Here is a 15245-nt window from a genome sequence, read left to right as displayed (position 1 = left end):
GCAGTCCTAACTGTCACGACAACCCGGCGTGAAAAGTTCCCGATTTGTTGGGGACTACGTAAGCCGCGTCAGCCATCGCCCTCGTGTGCGACAATTGACTCCAGCGCATCGTAGGCCGCGGGATCGCCGGCCAGGAAGCGCTGGAAGCGCGCCCCGTCCTCGGCCGCGGCCGCGTTCCAGCGCGCGACGTTGGCCCGACTCATCCCGGCGGCGCGGGCCAGGGCGCCGTCGCGGATCCACCCGGCGAGGGCGCACGCGGCCGCGTCGGGCTGCTCCGGCCGGATCAGCAGGGCCGACCCGCCCAGCACCTCGCGGAAGACCGGGTCGTCCGGCGCCACCACCGGCAGGCCGCCGTGCTGCACCTCCAGCAGCGGCAGGCCGAGCCCCTCCGCCTTGGAGGTGGAGAGCAGCAGGTGGCACGAGCCCGCGAGGGCGCGCAGTTCGGCGTCGGTGAGGTATCCGTGGCGGTGCAGGAACGGCGGCGGTGCCTCCAGGAAGGCGTGCCGCCCCCAGCCGACCCGGCCGACGAGATGGAGTTCCGCCGGGATGCCGGCGCGGATCAGCGCCGCCGTCAGCGCGAGGGTCGCCGGATAGTTCTTGCGCGGCTCGATGGTGCCGATGGCCAGGATCCGCAGCGTCCGGCCCGGCGCGTAGGCCGCCGGTCCGGGCAGGTCCTCCAGGCCGAAGGCGTCGCGGACGGGCGGCCGCAGAAGCGCGACGCGGGCGCGCCTGGCACAGAGCGCGCGCACGTCCGCCCCGGTGGTGCGGCTGTTGACGAACAGGTTCGGGCACCAGCGCAGGGCCAGGGCGAAGCTCGGGCTCATGTAGAGCCGGCTGCGCAGGCTCAGATCCTCCTTCCGCGTGAGCAGGAAGGTGTCGTGGACGTAGAGCAGGCAGCGCGACGCCGCGACGGCGCAGAGCGGCCCGGGCGGGAAGCCCGGGAACAGGAACAGGGCGTCCCGATCCGTCAGCGCCCGCGCCGGCAGTCCGAGCTGCTGCGCGGCGATCATGCCGGGCAGGGAGCCCGCGGTCACCGGCCGCACCGCGTGCGGGGCGAGCCGGTCGGGAGCGAACAGGTCGAGGGTGACCCGCTCGATCCCCGTCACGTGGTCGCGCAGATGGGTCTGATCGAGGTAGATCCGCCGCCGCCCCGGCGCCGCCCGCGCGCCGCCCGCATCTGCGCCGCTTGCCGTCACGGCGTGCTCCGGCGCAGCGCGCCGGCGAGGTAGAGGCACCGGCGCACGAGGAGCGGCATCCGCCGCCCGAAGACCATCTGCTTGGCCCGCCGCAGCCGGCGCACGAGCGGGCGCGAGACCGTCGGAACGGTGCCGGCCGCGCCCGGCCGCAGGGCCGCCGCGAACGGGAAGTGTCCGAGCATCTCGGGGGCGAAGCGCGGGCCTGTCGCGGCGCTCGGCAGACCCCGACGCCGGAAGACGGCGTCCAGCGACAGCGCCGACGCGGCCGGGCTGTAGCGGCTCTCCAGGGCGATGCGCGCGAAGGCGCCGAGCCGTGTGCGGGCCTCGCGGTCGCCGACCAGCGCGGCCAGCGCCTCCGCGAGGGCGCCGGGCCGCACCGGCACGAGGCGGCCCGACACGCCGTCGATCACCGCGGAGGTCAGGCCGGAGGTGCGGTAGGCGAGCGTCGGCACCCCGCACAGCCCGGCCTCGATGGGCGTCTGCCCGAGGGTCTCGTGGCGGCTGGCGGTGACGTGGAGGTCGCAGGCTCCGTACCACGCGGCCAGGACCGCCTCGTCGGCGATGAGGCCGGGCGCGAACAGGTTCGCGACGCCGAGCCGGGCCGGGTCGTCGAGCCGGCCGATCGCCACCACGCCGACGCCGGGCCCCGCGACGGCCTGAAGCGCGGCCCGGAGGTCGGCGAAGCCCTTGTCGGGCCCGTCGACGATGACCGACGAAACGAGGATCAGGACCTCGTCGGGCGGCAGGCCGAGCGTGCGGCGCAGCGCGGCGCGATCGCCCGGCCGGAACACGGCGGTCGGGAAGGCCAGCCGGACGGGCTCGACCACGCTGCCGGGCGGTGCCAGTTCGCGGGCCCGCGCCAGCGTCCAGTCGGAATTGGCCAGCAGCCAGGGCGCGGAGGACTCGGTCGGTGACCCGGGCGAGGCGCCGGCGAGCACTGCGCGCTTGCGGCCGTGCATCCCGGCGATCCGGCCGGGCGCCAGCTCCGGGTACTCGTCCGGGCCGGGGCAGGCGGCGTCGCAGCCGGACGCGGCGCGCCCGCAGTCGCGGGGGTGGGCACACCGGCCGGTCAGGGGGAAGAGGTCGTGCAGCACGAGGCCGACAGGCACCCGCCGCGCGAGGCGGCCGACAACGTCGAGGCTGCGGGTGGCGCCGTGCAGGTTGCCGGCGAGGACGAGATCGGGGGCGGCCGCCGCGACCGCGGCCTCCGCCCGCGGGAACTCGTCGCTCCATTCGGCGGCCTCGGGGCGCCCGCTCAGCGTCACCTCCGCGACCCTATGGCCCGCGAGCGTCAGCGCCTCGGCCAGGCGGCGCTGGGCCACGCCCGCGCCCCCCCGGGTGCCGGTGCCGGTCAGCGACACGATCGACAGGCCGGCGGCGGGCGGGGGCAGCGGCGCGTCGAGCCTGCGGAGCAGCACCGGGCGGCCGATCAGACTGCGCCGGTTCTCGGAAATCGCCGACCAGGCGGAGGCGGCGTCGAGCACGCCGTCGGCATCGAGGAGCGCGCCGGCCGCGAGGGCGCCCCGCCGCCAGAGAATGCCGTCTGCCGCCGGCACCGGACCTTGCGCGTCCTCCGCGACCCCAGGGCCGTCGAGGCCGCGGACGGCGGCGTCGAACAGGACGCGCAGCCCCGCCACCGCGTCGGCGCCGGTGAGCGCGGCCTCCAGCGCCAGGGCGGTCAGCGCGCCCGGCGCGAGCAGGTCGCCGGCGCGGAGCCAGAACAGAAGCTCCGGGTCGGGATCCGCCAAAACCCGCGCCGCGGCCGCGCGGCCGGCCGTCGGGTCCAGCACGTCGTGCCGCACCTCCGGGTAGCCCTGGCGCAGAACCGACGCCACGGTCCCGGCCAGGGCGGCATCCGCGCGGGCCACCGTCACGACGCGGATCCGCGGCCACGGACGCCCGTCGGGCAGCGACCCGGGGCGGGACGGCGCGTGGGCGCGGCGCCCGAGCGGCCAGCCGACGACGCCGTGGGCGGGCGGTGACATGTCTGCGGCGTCGGTCAAGGCGGCTCTGGCGGCGGCTCGGGTCTCGTGCGGGGCGGCAGATTGGACGGGAAGGTTGAAGATTGCCTCTCGGATTGGGCGGCGCCTCAGGCCGCCACGCGGATCCGTGCCGGGCCGGGCTCGATCCGGCCGATCCGGGCGGCCGCCGGGTAACCGGCCGCCCGGACGCGCGCCAGGATCGCGTCGGCGCGGTCGGCCGAGCAGGTCACCAGCAGGCCGCCCGAGGTCTGCGGGTCGGTCAGGAGGTGGCGGCGCCACTCGGGGAGGTCGGCGGGCAGGTCCACCGCCTCGCCGAACGCCGCCCAGTTGCGGTGCGAGGCGCCGGTGACGGCGCCGGCGCGCGCCAGCGCCTCCGCCTGCGGCAGCAGCGGGAGGGCGTCGGCCTCGAGGGCGAGCGTGAGGCCGGCGCCGCGGGCGATCTCCAGGCCGTGCCCGAGGATGCCGAAGCCGGTGACGTCGGTGAGGGCGTGCACGGCGGGATCGGCGGCGAGGTCGGTTCCGATCCGGTTGAGCAGCGTCGTGGTCGCGATGAAGTCGCGGTAGCCGGCCTCGTCGAGGGTCGCCCGCTTGATCGCCGCCGAGTAGACCCCGACCCCGAGAGCCTTGGTGAGCAGGACGGCGTCGCCGGCCACCGCGTCGGCGTTGCGCCGCACCGCCTCGCGGCGGCAGGTTCCGATCACCGCGAGACCGTAGATCGGCTCCGGCGCGTCGATCGAGTGGCCGCCCGCGACCGGGATGCCGGCCTCGGCGCATTGCTCCGCGCCGCCGCGCAGGATCCGCGCGACCACCTCCGGGTCGATCTTGCCCAGCGGCATCCCGAGGATCGCCAGCGCGAAGAGCGGCCGGCCGCCCATGGCGTAGACGTCCGAGATGGCGTTCGTCGCGGCGATCCGGCCGAAATCGACGGGGTCGTCCACCATCGGGGTGAAGAAGTCCGTGGTGGCGATGAGGCAGGTGCCGTCCTCCAGCTCCCACACCGCCGCGTCGTCCGCGGTCTCGTTGCCGACGAGGAGCCGCTCGAACGGGCCCGCCGCCGGCTGCTGGGCGAGGAGCTGGCGCAGGGTGGCCGGGTCGAGCTTGCAGCCGCATCCGCCTCCGTGGGCGAGACTGGTCAGGCGGGGGGCATCGCTCATGGCTGAACTCCGTTCCGGATAACCCGGGGGCCTCGCCGGGTCAGTAGCGCGTTGTCAGCGCGTTGAGCCAGTCCGGCGAGGCCGCGACGGCCGCGGCCTCGACCCGCTTGTCGAGGCCCGTCAGCACCAGCAGGCCGAGCACGACCATCACGGCGCCGAGCGCGGCCTTCGCGGCCCGGCCGGCCGCGGCGAGGCCGCCGCGCCAGCGCAGCAGCGCCTCGCGGGAGACGAATCCGAGGAGCATCAGCGGGGCCGCGGCGCCGATCCCGAAGGCCAGCATGGTCAGGGCGACACCCCCGAGATGCTCGCCCCGCGCCGCCATCAGCGAGGCCGCGCCCAGGGTCGGGCCCACGCAGGGACTCCAGGCCGCGCCGAGCAGCAGCCCCACGGCGAACTGGCCGGACACACCCCCGGAGCCGGCGCCGCCGAAGCGGTCCTCCGCCCAGGCGCCGATCGGGCTGGCCGCCGTCGCGACCCGGGCCTGGAGTCGCGGCAGCATCAGCACCGCGCCCAGGAGCACCAGGAGCACCGCGCCGGCGCGCCGGAACACGTCGCCGTCCAGCCCGACGGTGAAGCCGATCGTCGCGACGAACAGCCCGATGGCGGTGAAGGCGACGGCGAGGCCGGCTGCCAGCGCGACCGGACCGAGGCGATGCTCGGCTGCCGCCGTCCCGAGCACGATGGGGATCAGCGGCAGCACGCAGGGCGAGAGCACCGAGAGCAGGCCGGCCAGGAACGCGAATCCCACCGTTCCCAGCATGCCCCGTGCCCTCCCGCTGGCGCCTCGCCGGGGGAGGCTTCGACCCTGCCGCGCGGGCCGTCAACGCGCCAGGCGGACGCGGGTCCGCGGGAACAAGGCGGCCGCAGGCCGATTTCGGCGGCAATCCGGCGGCGCTGCCGGGCAGGGCGACGAGGCAAGGCGCCGGGGCGAGGCGCTGAAGCAAGACGCAGAGGCATGGCGGAGCTGAGCGGTGACCATCTTCTTCACGGGCGACACCCATTTCGGCGACCCGCGGGCGCTGCGCTTCGATCACCGGCCCTATCCGGATCTCGAGGCCCACGATGCCGGGCTGATCGCGGCCTGGAACGCGACGGTCTCGCCCGACGACACGGTCTGGCACCTCGGCGATTTCGCCCTCGGACCGAGCGGCGACCGGATCCGCGCGATCCTCGCCGGACTGAACGGCGAGAAGCACCTGATCGTCGGCAACAACGACGGGCCGGACACGCTGACGGCGCCCGGCTGGGCGTCGGTGCGGCACTACGCGGAACTCGCCGTCGAGGGGCGGATGGTGGTGCTCTGCCACTACGCGTTCCGCACCTGGAACGGCATGAGCCGGGGGGCTCTCAACCTCCACGGCCACAGCCACGGCAAGCTCAAGCCGATGCCGAAGCAGTACGATGTCGGCGTCGATCCGATGGGTGCGGCCCCCGTGCAACTCTCGGTAATCCTGACCTCCCGCCTGCGCCGGAAGGCGTGATTCGGCGCGGAACTTTCACGTCAGCTTCACTGTTTCAGCGGACAGAGAGGGAGTGGATCTGAGCCGCTCCGAGAAACCCGGCAGGCCCGCCCGCGGATCTGCCATCACAAACCGTGTGTGAGTGTTCCCGTGAGTGCCAAGTCGGTCACTCTGACCCGCTGCCTCGCCAGCCTTCTGGCAGGCCTCGCCCTGACTTCCGCCGCGTCGGCCCTGCCGTCCTGCATCGAAGCTCAGCGCAAGGTCGACGAGGCGAACGCCCTGCGCTTCCAGGCGCGTCAGGAAGCCCGCCTGGGCGACCACGACCGCGTCTGCGACACGCTCGACGAGGTGGGCGACCGCTACGACGATGCCCGCGACGCGTTCGAGCGATGCGGCGAGGGCGTCGTGGCCATCGATCTCCGCAGCGAGCTGCGGGGTCTGCGGATCGCCAAGAAAATCAACCGCTGCGACTGACCGGGTGCGCGATCGCACCTCGGACGTCCCGTTCCTGAAGCATCACCGCGACACGCGCGACGCTGGTCGCCGAGAAGGTTCTGCGCCGATGACCCCCGCCACGCTCCCGAACGACATCGAGCCCGCCGTCACCCGCACCGGTCCGTCCTTCGCGGCCGCCCTCTGCGGCTTCGTCAGCACCACCGTCGCCACGACGATGCTGCTGATGCTGATCGGCACGTTCTGATTACGGCGCGACCGACCAAAACCTCTGGCGGTTGAACAGCATCTCCTGGGAGCCGATCTTCGGGGCCGGCTCCGTCCGTCGTCCGCAATCGTGCTCGACCGGCTTCGTGACGGCCGCCAGCGTCGCGGGCGCCGCCGGTATCAGACCGAGTCGGGACTGAACTTCGGGCTGCCGCGCCGCCGCGATGGTCAGCACGCAGGCAATCAGGCCGCCGGCAACAGTTCCGAGAACGAAATTCAACATCGGGGTCGGGATCCGGGGGCCGGTTTCTTTCGGCCGCAGAGCGTCGTCGATAACCAACCCGGCGGGATCATGGCGGACGCGGTGCTCACGCGCTTTTAACTCCTGGTCTGCGACAGCTACGCGCTAGCTTGCCTCAGTGGCAGGCCCGACGACGGGGCTGGACCGCCGATGAACTACGCCGCCAACGCCTACGCCAAGACTTCCCACAGCGCGCTGTCGCCCCGCGAGGCCGAATCCGCCGTGCTGCTGAAGGCCGCACAGAAGCTCATCGGCGCCAGTCAGGGGCTCGCCAGCGGCGATGCCGGACGCATCAACGAGGCCCTGACGTTCAACCAGCGGGTCTGGACGCTGCTGACCTCCGAGGCGACGTCCGACGTGAACCCGCTCCCCGCCGACGTGAAGCAGGGCGTCGGCCGCCTGGGCGTGTTCGTGCTCCAGAGCTGCATCGACACCATGATCGCGCCGACGCCCGAGAAGATCGCCACGCTGGTGTCGATCAACAATCACATCGCCGCCGGTCTTCAGGGCAATCCCGGCTGAGGCCGGGCTCTCCCATCAGGGAGCGGCCGCCTGGTCCGGCACGACGGCCTGCGATGCCGAGCCGGCGGCCTCCCACTCGACGAGCTTGCGGCTCAGCTTGAGCGATCGGTAATACTCGCCGGCCTCGACGGCCTGCGCGATCGCGGCGATCTGCCCGGCCGCGGCCGGCGCCAGCCCGAGCAGGTCGGTGGCTTGCCGGAAGAACAGGTCGATGCTCTGTGTGGGGTCGTCGGCGAGGTAGATGACCGTCAGCGTCAGGTGGAGACGCTTGCAGGCCGTGTCGGCCTCGCTCTCCGTGATGATCTCGCTCTCGCGCAGGAACTTGCACTGCGTCTCGATCAGGAAGGTCGAGCGGCGGTCGCCGTTGCGCAGCAGCGCGCCGTTGATGATCAGCCGCTCGAACGGCTTGAGTTCCAGACGCAGGGGCATCGGGTGTTCCTTTCTAGAAGACCCGACGATGTCATTCGCGAACCGTTAACGTTTCGCGAATCTCAGGCGGCCCCGCCACCGTTGCGGCGGCCGGCCACCGTGGTAAACTCAGACAAGTTCCGGTCTACCTTAAAACCTCGAGGAGGTCCGATGGCGGCGCAGCCGGATCAGCGCGCGCGGTATCCGAGCCTCGCCGGCAAGCGCGTCCTCGTGACCGGCGGCGCCTCGGGCATCGGCGCGGGGCTGGTCGAGGCCTTCGTCGGGCAGGGGGCCCGCGTCCTGTTCTGCGATATCGCGGACGATGCGGCCCGCGCCGTGGTGGCCCGTCTCGGGCCCGGCGCCGCGCACGCCCCGCTCTACCGGCGCTGCGACCTGACCGATGTCGACGCGGTCCGCGCGCTGGTCGCCGAGGCCGACGCGGCCCTGGGCGGGCTCGACGTCCTGATCAACAATGCCGGCAACGACGACCGCCACGCCCTCGCGGACGTGACGCCCGCCTACTGGGACGACCGGATGGCGGTGAACCTGCGCCACCTGTTCTTCGCCGCCCAGGCGGCGGTCCCGGCCATGCAGCGCGCCGGCGGCGGCGTGATCCTCAACTTCGGATCGATCAGCTGGCATCTCGGGCTCAGGGAGATGCCGCTCTACCAGACCGCCAAGGCGGCGATCGAGGGGATGACACGCGCCCTGGCCCGCGACCTCGGTCGCGACAACATCCGGGTGGCGACGGTCGTGCCCGGCAACGTTCAGACGCCCCGCCAGGAGCGATGGTACACGCCGGAGGGCGAGGCGGAGATCGTCGCCGCGCAATGCCTGGACGGGCGGATCCAGCCGGCCGACGTCGCCGCGCTGGTCCTGTTCCTGGCCTCGGACGACGCACGCATGTGCACCGGCCACCCGTACTTCATCGACGCGGGCTGGCGCTGAACCGAAGACGCGCAGGGGCCTGGCCGGGCTGGGCGCGCGGGACCGCGCTCCGGCCCGACCCGCTCGCGTGCCTCAGTCGCAGCTCTCTTTCTTCACGGTCTTCGTATCGCCCATGTCGTTCTCCTTGCGCACCGTCTTGGTGACGCAGCCGTCGCCGTGGTCATGGACGGTCACGGACTTCGACTCGCTCGCCGGGCGATCGACGACGACGGCCGGTCGGTCGCGCTCGATGACGGTGGTCTGGGCCTGCGCGGCGGCGCCGAGGCTCAACAGGGCGGCGGTCGCGAGCAAGGTCATGCGCATGCTGAAACTCCAAAACCGATTTCGGTAGCGGGTAACGGCAATGCCAGCTTGGGCGTTCCGCGGATTGTGGCGTCCCGAGGCGGGCCGAACCCGTAAAAAACTCGGCTCGGCCCGCGCGCCGTTCGGCTGACGGGCAGCCGGAGCGACGGCGCCAATGTCCGCGGAAGCCGACCCGTTGCAACCCCGGCGGACTACGTGCGCGGCGCGGCCGGTTCTCAGCCGCCCGTCATCGGCGGGAAGAAGGCGATCTCGCGGGCACCCGCGATCGGCGCGTCCGGCTTGACATGGGCCCGGTCGATCGCGGCGCGGACGACGCCCGGATCCTCGAAGGCGTAGGCGTACTCCTCGCCGCGGCCCCGGAGCCACCCGACCAGATCGGCGACGGTGGCGACCTCCGGCGGCGGCGCCAGCTCCTCCTCGGAGCGGCCGATCCGCTCGCGGACCCAGGCGAAATAGACGAGCTTCATCGCATCACCGTACCGGAGACAGGGCAGGGACCGCGCGTCCCGGAGGCGGATCCGTCAGCGCGGATCGTCGATGACGTGCTTGATCCCGGCCCGCATGTAGTCCCAGCCGGTCCACAGCGTGAGCGCGGCGGCGAGCCACAGGAGCGTCAGGCCGATCGCCTCGGTTCCCGGGAGCACCGTCTCGCCCGCCGGGCCGGCCACCAGGAAGCCGAGCGCCAGGAGCTGCACGGTGGTCTTCCACTTGGCGATCCGACTGACCGGCACGCCGACCTTCAGCTCCGCCAGATACTCGCGCAGGCCGGAGACCAGCACCTCGCGGCACAGGATCACGATCGCCGCCCAGATGTTCGAGCCGACGATGGTGTGGTCCGCCGCCAGCATCAGCAGGCAGGCCGAGACGAGGAGCTTGTCGGCGATCGGATCGAGCATCCGGCCGAGCGCCGAGCTCTGGTGGTAGGTGCGGGCGACGTAGCCGTCGAGATAGTCGGTGATCGCGGCCGCGACGAACACCCCCAGCGCCGTCCACCGCGCCGTGTGGGATTCGGGCCAGAACAGCAGCGCGACCATCACCGGCACGGCAACGAGGCGCCCGTAGGTCAGGCAATTCGCGAGCGTCCAGGCCGGCGACCGTCGTCGGGGAAGGACGGCGTTCATCGCAGGGGTGAAATCAGAGCGGGGCCCGGGCGTCAACGCCTCTGAGTCTGCCTCGGCCATCGCGGCCGGGTTCTCAGGCGCCGGCATGGAAGAAGTCGTAGACCGCCCGCGCTGTGGCGGCGTTCACGCCCGGGGTCCTGGCCAGATCCTCGAAGGCGGCGCGCTGGATCGCCTTCACGGTCCCGAAATGGTGCAGGAGCGCGCGCTTGCGGCTCGGGCCGATGCCGGCGATCTCGTCCAAGGGATTCTTCACCATCTCTCGCTTCCGCTTGGCCCGATGGCTGCCGATGGCGAAGCGGTGCGCCTCGTCGCGGAGCCGCTGCACGAAGTAGAGCGTCGGGTCGCGCGGCGGAAGCTTGAAGGGGGGGCGGCCGGGCACGAAAAACGTCTCGCGGCCGGCATCGCGGTCGCGGCCCTTGGCGACGCCGACCAGGGGAACGCCCGCCACGCCGACCTCCTCCAGCGCCGCCCGCGCGGCCTCGAGCTGGCCCTTGCCGCCGTCGATCAGCACGAGATCCGGCCAGGCCGGGAACGCATCGCTCTCCTCCGCCGGCGCGGGCACCGGCTCCGGCACGTCGCCCTCGCCCGCGGACGCGGCCGCCTCGCGCTCGGTGCGCGGCGCCTCTTTCGCGAGCCGCTTGAAGCGCCGCTGCAGCACCTCGCGCATCATGCCGTAATCGTCGCCGGGCGTGAGATCCTCGGACTTGATGTTGAACGTGCGGTAATGCGCCTTCATGAAGCCCGTCGGGCCGGCGACGATCATGCCGCCGACCGCGTTCGTGCCCATGATGTGCGAGTTGTCGTAGACCTCGATCCGGCGGGGTGCGCCGTCGAGCCCGAAGGCCTGGCCGAGCGCCGCGAGCAGCTTGCCCTGCGAGGCCGTGTCGGCGAGGCGCCGGGCCAGCGCCTCCTTGGCGTTGCGCTGGGCGTAGTCGACGAGGTTCTTCCGCTCGCCGCGGCTCGGCCGGTGGATCTCGACGCGGTACTCCACCCGGCTCGACAGGGCCGCCGCCACCAGCTCCGCGTCCTCGATCGCGTGGCTCGTCAGCACCGTCCGGGGCGCGGGCTTGTCGTCGTAGAACTGGCCGATGAACGAGCCCAGCACCTCGTCGGGCGTCATGGTCCGGTCGGCCTTCGGGAAATAGGCGCGGTTGCCCCAGTTCTGGAAGTTCCGGAAGAAGAACACCTCGATGCAGAACTGGCCGGCCTGCTCGTCGAGGGCGAACACATCCGCCTCTTCCACACCCTGGGTGTTGACCCCCTGCACCCCCTGGATCGCCGACAGGGCTGCGATGCGGTCGCGGAACCGGGCGGCACGCTCGAACTCCATCGCCTCGGACGCCGCCTGCATCTCGGCGCGCATCCGGTCCTTCACGGCGTTCGACTTGCCCGCGAGGAACGCCCGCGCGGAATCCGCCATCGCGGCGTAGTCCTCGGGCCCGATCTCGTTCGTGCAAGGGCCGGAGCAGCGCTTGATCTGGTAGAGCAGGCAGGGCCGGGTGCGGTTCTCGTAGTAGCTGTCGGTGCAGGTGCGCAGCAGGAAGGCGCGCTGCAGCGCGTTCACCGTCCGGTTCACCGCCCAGACGCTGGCGAAGGGGCCGTAATAGTTGCCCTTCCGGCGCCGGGCCCCCCGGTGCTTGACGATCTGCGGGGCGGGGCCGTCGTCGGTGACCAGGATGTAGGGGAACGACTTGTCGTCCCGCATCAGCACGTTGAAGCGGGGCTTCAGCTGCTTGATGAGGTTGGCCTCGAGGAGGAGCGCCTCGGTCTCGGTCGCGGTGGTGACGAACTCCATCGCCGCCGTCTGCGAGATCATCCGGGCGATGCGGTTCGAGTGCGCCTGGCCCCGCGCGTACGAGCCGACCCGCGCTTTCAGGTTCTTGGCCTTGCCGACATAGAGGACGTCGCCGCGATGGTCGAACATCCGGTAGACGCCGGGCGACGACGGCAGGGTCGACCAGAACCGGCGGATCACCTCCGTGCCGGCCTGGACGGCGCCCGGCTCGAAATCGAAGTCGATCTCCGGCGTCTCCGTGTCGGGGAGTTCGGCTTCCGGCTCGTCGACGGCCTCGTCCCGCTCGGCGTCGCGGCCGTCGTCGAATGTGTCGGGGGGCAGGTCTGGGAGGGCTCTGCGGCTCATACCGCAGATCTAAGCGCTCCGGACCGCCAGGGGGACGGGGGCGGCGACAAAAATCGCGCGCCCAATCCGATCAATCAGTCGAACAGCGAGTCGATGTCGCTCTGATCCACGTGACCGACGTCGTGGTCGAGCTTCGGCCCGTTGAGGAGCGAGCTCTCGTCGTCCAGGGAGGTCGGCACCGGCATGACGGTGATGAGTTCCTTGAAGCTGTCGAGCTCCGACCACGTGGCGATCAGCCGGTCGAGATGCTCCTCGATGAACTTCATCACGCCGACGATCTTGGTGATCCGCTGGCCGGTCAGGTCCTGGAAGTTGCAGGCCTCGTAGGCGGTGATCACGCGCTCGAGGATCACGTCGACGTGCGGCTTCATGCCGGGCGGCAGCGTCGCGGCGTTGAGCATGCCGGCGTGGCTCTCGATCTCCTCGACCGCGCCGAGGAGCTGCGTGGTGGCGCGCTCCGTGGAGTCGACCACCGCGTCGAGCTCGTCGGCCGCCCGGCGCATGCCCTTGCCGGTATTCTCGGTCCGGTGAAGCGTCGCCAGCTCCGACTTGGTGCGGGTGATCGCCTCCTTCATCACGTCGAGTTCGGTGCGCATCGCCAGCGCCTCGTGCAGCTCGCGCCGGCACGACTCGATGGTCTCGCTCGCGCTCATCTGCGTGACGCGGCGCAAGTCCTGGATGGCGTTGAAGATCTCCTCCAGGCGCTCGCTCGAGGCGGACGCCCCCGGCCCGGGAGGGGGAGCCGCGGGAAGCCCGAGACTGTCTTCGATGCGATAGCGCTTCTGGGTCATCGTCCGGGCGTGAGCGTTCGGGTTCCGTCGCCGAGACTGTCTACCATAACGGTTAGCGGACTGTGACTGCCGAGCTTCTTCCGGCGGGCTCTGCCCGCTCCGGGGTGAGGCCGGGCGGTGCCGCCAAGCTTAACCGCCGATTCACGCTGGCGGCGACGGGCCGGGGAGAGGCCGGGCTGCGGAGACGATTCACCACGTTTGTTCACCCGATTCGGTAAAATGTGACGGGATCGTTCGCGGGCCGGGAGCGTGGGCTCCGGCTCGGGAGCATGCGGCGATGCGGCGTTCAGTCCGTCTGGGAATGGGGGTGGCTGCGGCCGCGTTCGTGCTGTGCGGCCCCGCCCGGGCGCAGCAGGCGCGCTACGCCGAGGGCGGCTACGGCGGCGGCCTCATCGAGTATCTCGTCACCGGCAGCGCCGGCGGCGCCGGGCGCGGCTGGCCGCAGCGCGCCGCGCCGCAGCAGCGGGTCGCCGCCTATTCCGGCGAGCTGGTGCCGGTTGAGCCGGAGCCTGCCCAAGCTTACGGGCAGGCGTACGGGCAGGCGTACGGCCAGTCCTACAGTGCCCCGCAGCCCTACGGCGCGCCGCCCGCGGCCGCCTACGGTGCGCCCCAGGCGGATCCGGGGCGGATCGGCCGCGCAGTCCCGCCTGAGTATCAGCGCCAGGAAGTCGCCTTCGCGGGGCGGCAGAAGCCCGGCACGATCGTGATCGACACCGCCGGCAAGCATCTCTACCTCGTGCAGGCGGGGCAGCGCGCGCTGCGCTACGGGATCGGCGTCGGCCGCCCCGGCTTCGCCTGGAGCGGTCTCAAGACGGTCAGCCGCAAGGCGGAGTGGCCGGACTGGACGCCGCCGGCCGAGATGCTCGCCCGTCGTCCCGATCTGCCGCGCCACATGGCCGGCGGCCCGGAGAACCCGCTGGGCGCCCGCGCCCTCTACCTCGGCTCGTCGCTCTACCGCATCCACGGGACGAACGAGCCCAACACGATCGGGCAGTCGGTCTCGTCGGGGTGCATCCGGATGATGAACGACGACGTCGTCGACCTCTACGACCGCGTGCCGGTCGGAACCCGGGTCGAGGTGCTCTGAGCGCCCGACGCGCGCGCCGTCGCGGATCGAACCCGCCGATACGGAGAAGGCCCGGCCGCGCCTGACGCGACCGGGCCTTCCGCTCGATGTCAGCGCCGATCAGGTCCAGTCGCTGTCGTCGCCGCCGCCGAGGTCGCCGCCGAAATCACCGCCCGGATCGCTGTAGCCGGCGTCCTGGAACCCGCCCAGGTCGCTGCCGCTGTTGTCGAGGGCCGAGCCGAGATCCTGGTTGCCGCCGTCGCCGTAGTAGTTGTTGACGATGGTCTCGCCCCCACCGCCGCCGAGGCCGGCCGCCGCGGCGCTGCCGAGGCTCGAATGGCCGCCCGCGAAGGCGTTCGACAGGGCGCTGCCGAGGAGCATGCCGCCCGCCGCGCCGGCCGCCATGGGCAGCGCCGTCGCCATGAAGCCGCCGCCGCGCGCCGGGGCCTGGGGCTGGCCGCCCCACGGGCCGCCCTGCTGCTGCGGGTAGCCGCCCTGCTGCGGGTAGCCCTGCTGCGGGTAACCCTGCGGCGCGCCGCCCTGGTTGCCCCAGGGCTGGCCACCCGGACGCGGCTGCCCGTAGCCAGGCTGCGGCTCCTGGCGCTGCTGGCTGCCGCCGCCGAAGATGCTCGACAGGAAGCCGCCGCCCCCGGAGGGCTGGGCCGAGGCCGCCTGGCTGCGGGCCTGCTCCAGCTGCTGGTTCAGGCTCTTGATCGCCTCTTCCTGCACGTAGATCAGCTGCGCCATCGCGTAGGGTGCGTAGGGCTGCGCGCGGAGCTTGTCGGCGATGAAGCGCTCCGCCTCCGCGTCGCGGGGCTGGGTCTGCGCCTGCTCCAGCCGCTGGAAGATTCCCGAAATGACGTCGCGTTCTTCGCTGTTCATGGAGTCGTCCTCCTCGAATCTCACCCGCGGGCCCGAACGCGCCGCATGGCAGCTAGGACATGGGTGCGCGGCGACGCTTTGTCAGGGGGATTGCAAAAACTTCATCCGCCGACCCCGAAAAGCGAGAAGCCCGACCTGCCGGCCGGGCTTCCCGCATGTCGACGGTGGGGCGNCGCGATCCTAGAACGTGCCGAACTTGTAGTTCAGGCCGGCGCGGACGACGGCGAACTGGTCGTCGCGGCGACCGACGCCGCTGTAGACGACCGGGAAGTTGTTGGCGGCGTTGATGACGAACGCGCCCTGGTTGCGGG

Annotated in this window: 18 protein-coding genes and 1 pseudogene; 6 read left to right on the top strand and 13 right to left on the bottom strand. The window is 72.3% G+C overall.

The genetic code is table 11. From position 1 onward, the window contains the following. Positions 1 to 68: 68 nt before the first annotated feature. The 4 genes from ACTJK8_RS17635 to ACTJK8_RS17620 all read right to left on the bottom strand — a co-directional run bounded on the left by ACTJK8_RS17635 (position 69) and on the right by ACTJK8_RS17620 (position 5092). Complete coding sequence (locus ACTJK8_RS17635) at positions 69 to 1196, bottom strand: glycosyltransferase (protein ID WP_012322282.1); 1128 nt, start codon at positions 1194 to 1196, stop codon at positions 69 to 71. Continuing rightward, positions 1193 to 3181 (bottom strand): glycosyltransferase, encoded by a 1989-nt coding sequence (locus ACTJK8_RS17630; protein ID WP_440762297.1) that lies wholly within the window; start codon positions 3179 to 3181, stop codon positions 1193 to 1195. The genes ACTJK8_RS17635 and ACTJK8_RS17630 overlap by 4 nt, the downstream gene beginning before the upstream one ends. Before the next feature lie 104 nt (positions 3182 to 3285). Continuing rightward, entirely contained in the window at positions 3286 to 4332 is a 1047-nt protein-coding gene (gene selD / locus ACTJK8_RS17625) for a selenide, water dikinase SelD (protein ID WP_012322284.1), read from the bottom strand. A gap of 40 nt (positions 4333 to 4372) precedes the next feature. Further along, positions 4373 to 5092 (bottom strand): cytochrome c biogenesis CcdA family protein, encoded by a 720-nt coding sequence (locus ACTJK8_RS17620; RefSeq protein WP_012322285.1) that lies wholly within the window; start codon positions 5090 to 5092, stop codon positions 4373 to 4375. 211 nt (positions 5093 to 5303) lie between these two features. On the opposite strand from ACTJK8_RS17620, the gene ACTJK8_RS17615 reads away from it, so the two are divergent. The 3 genes from ACTJK8_RS17615 (at position 5304) to ACTJK8_RS17605 (ending at position 6492) form a co-directional block, all read left to right on the top strand. Continuing rightward, entirely contained in the window at positions 5304 to 5813 is a 510-nt protein-coding gene (locus tag ACTJK8_RS17615; protein ID WP_012322286.1) for a metallophosphoesterase, read from the top strand. Between the two features lie 129 nt (positions 5814 to 5942). After that, the gene (locus tag ACTJK8_RS17610; RefSeq protein ID WP_024828113.1) at positions 5943 to 6266 is read left to right on the top strand and encodes a hypothetical protein; all 324 of its coding nucleotides are present in this window, start codon (positions 5943 to 5945) and stop codon (positions 6264 to 6266) included. 88 nt (positions 6267 to 6354) lie between these two features. Beyond that, positions 6355 to 6492: a hypothetical protein gene (locus ACTJK8_RS17605; RefSeq protein WP_012322288.1), complete on the top strand. Its 138-nt coding sequence runs from the start codon at positions 6355 to 6357 to the stop codon at positions 6490 to 6492. Here the strand turns inward: ACTJK8_RS17605 and ACTJK8_RS17600 are convergent, their stop codons facing one another. Further along, the gene (locus ACTJK8_RS17600; RefSeq protein ID WP_440762296.1) at positions 6493 to 6792 is read right to left on the bottom strand and encodes a hypothetical protein; all 300 of its coding nucleotides are present in this window, start codon (positions 6790 to 6792) and stop codon (positions 6493 to 6495) included. A gap of 111 nt (positions 6793 to 6903) precedes the next feature. Here ACTJK8_RS17600 and flaF point away from each other — a divergent pair, with 111 nt between their 5' ends. Then, positions 6904 to 7275, top strand: a complete 372-nt coding sequence (flaF, locus tag ACTJK8_RS17595; protein ID WP_012322290.1) for a flagellar biosynthesis regulator FlaF — start codon at positions 6904 to 6906, stop codon at positions 7273 to 7275. 15 nt (positions 7276 to 7290) lie between these two features. Here flaF and ACTJK8_RS17590 read toward each other — a convergent pair whose 3' ends face one another. Further along, on the bottom strand, positions 7291 to 7704 hold the full coding sequence (locus ACTJK8_RS17590; protein ID WP_012322291.1) for a flagellar biosynthesis repressor FlbT: 414 nt from the start codon (positions 7702 to 7704) through the stop codon (positions 7291 to 7293). Between the two features lie 150 nt (positions 7705 to 7854). On the opposite strand from ACTJK8_RS17590, the gene ACTJK8_RS17585 reads away from it, so the two are divergent. Further along, positions 7855 to 8631 carry an SDR family NAD(P)-dependent oxidoreductase gene (locus ACTJK8_RS17585; protein ID WP_012322292.1) on the top strand — a complete coding sequence of 259 codons (777 nt, stop codon included), beginning with the start codon at positions 7855 to 7857 and terminating at the stop codon, positions 8629 to 8631. 72 nt (positions 8632 to 8703) lie between these two features. On the opposite strand, the gene ACTJK8_RS17580 is transcribed toward ACTJK8_RS17585, so the two are convergent. The 5 genes from ACTJK8_RS17580 to ACTJK8_RS17560 form a co-directional block, all read right to left on the bottom strand. After that, positions 8704 to 8934: a hypothetical protein gene (locus ACTJK8_RS17580; protein WP_012322293.1), complete on the bottom strand. Its 231-nt coding sequence runs from the start codon at positions 8932 to 8934 to the stop codon at positions 8704 to 8706. 215 nt (positions 8935 to 9149) lie between these two features. Further along, positions 9150 to 9401, bottom strand: a complete 252-nt coding sequence (gene moaD / locus ACTJK8_RS17575) for a molybdopterin converting factor subunit 1 (protein WP_012322294.1) — start codon at positions 9399 to 9401, stop codon at positions 9150 to 9152. A 54-nt stretch (positions 9402 to 9455) separates the two neighbouring features. Further along, on the bottom strand, positions 9456 to 10055 hold the full coding sequence (gene pgsA, locus ACTJK8_RS17570; protein ID WP_012322295.1) for a CDP-diacylglycerol--glycerol-3-phosphate 3-phosphatidyltransferase: 600 nt from the start codon (positions 10053 to 10055) through the stop codon (positions 9456 to 9458). A 73-nt stretch (positions 10056 to 10128) separates the two neighbouring features. Beyond that, positions 10129 to 12195, bottom strand: coding sequence for an excinuclease ABC subunit UvrC (gene uvrC, locus ACTJK8_RS17565; RefSeq protein WP_440762295.1), 2067 nt, complete (start codon positions 12193 to 12195; stop codon positions 10129 to 10131). Between the two features lie 74 nt (positions 12196 to 12269). Next, positions 12270 to 12986: a protein phosphatase CheZ gene (locus ACTJK8_RS17560; RefSeq protein ID WP_012322297.1), complete on the bottom strand. Its 717-nt coding sequence runs from the start codon at positions 12984 to 12986 to the stop codon at positions 12270 to 12272. A gap of 277 nt (positions 12987 to 13263) precedes the next feature. Between ACTJK8_RS17560 and ACTJK8_RS17555 the strand changes: the two genes are divergently transcribed. After that, complete coding sequence (locus ACTJK8_RS17555; protein ID WP_266284496.1) at positions 13264 to 14073, top strand: L,D-transpeptidase; 810 nt, start codon at positions 13264 to 13266, stop codon at positions 14071 to 14073. 99 nt (positions 14074 to 14172) lie between these two features. Here the strand turns inward: ACTJK8_RS17555 and ACTJK8_RS17550 are convergent, their stop codons facing one another. Together ACTJK8_RS17550 and ACTJK8_RS17545 are read right to left on the bottom strand one after the other, a co-directional pair. Beyond that, a complete protein-coding gene (locus ACTJK8_RS17550; RefSeq protein WP_012322299.1) occupies positions 14173 to 14934 on the bottom strand; it encodes a DUF2076 domain-containing protein in 762 nt (253 codons plus the stop codon). Between the two features lie 180 nt (positions 14935 to 15114). Further along, positions 15115 to 15245 (bottom strand): annotated as a pseudogene (locus ACTJK8_RS17545) (porin family protein); the annotation flags it as partial.

The organism is Methylobacterium sp. 22177, assembly GCF_052045615.1.
In the GTDB taxonomy this organism is placed as follows: domain Bacteria; phylum Pseudomonadota; class Alphaproteobacteria; order Rhizobiales; family Beijerinckiaceae; genus Methylobacterium; species Methylobacterium radiotolerans.
Note: the sequence above shows the minus strand (reverse complement) of the source record. Positions and strands in the feature narration are given on the sequence as shown.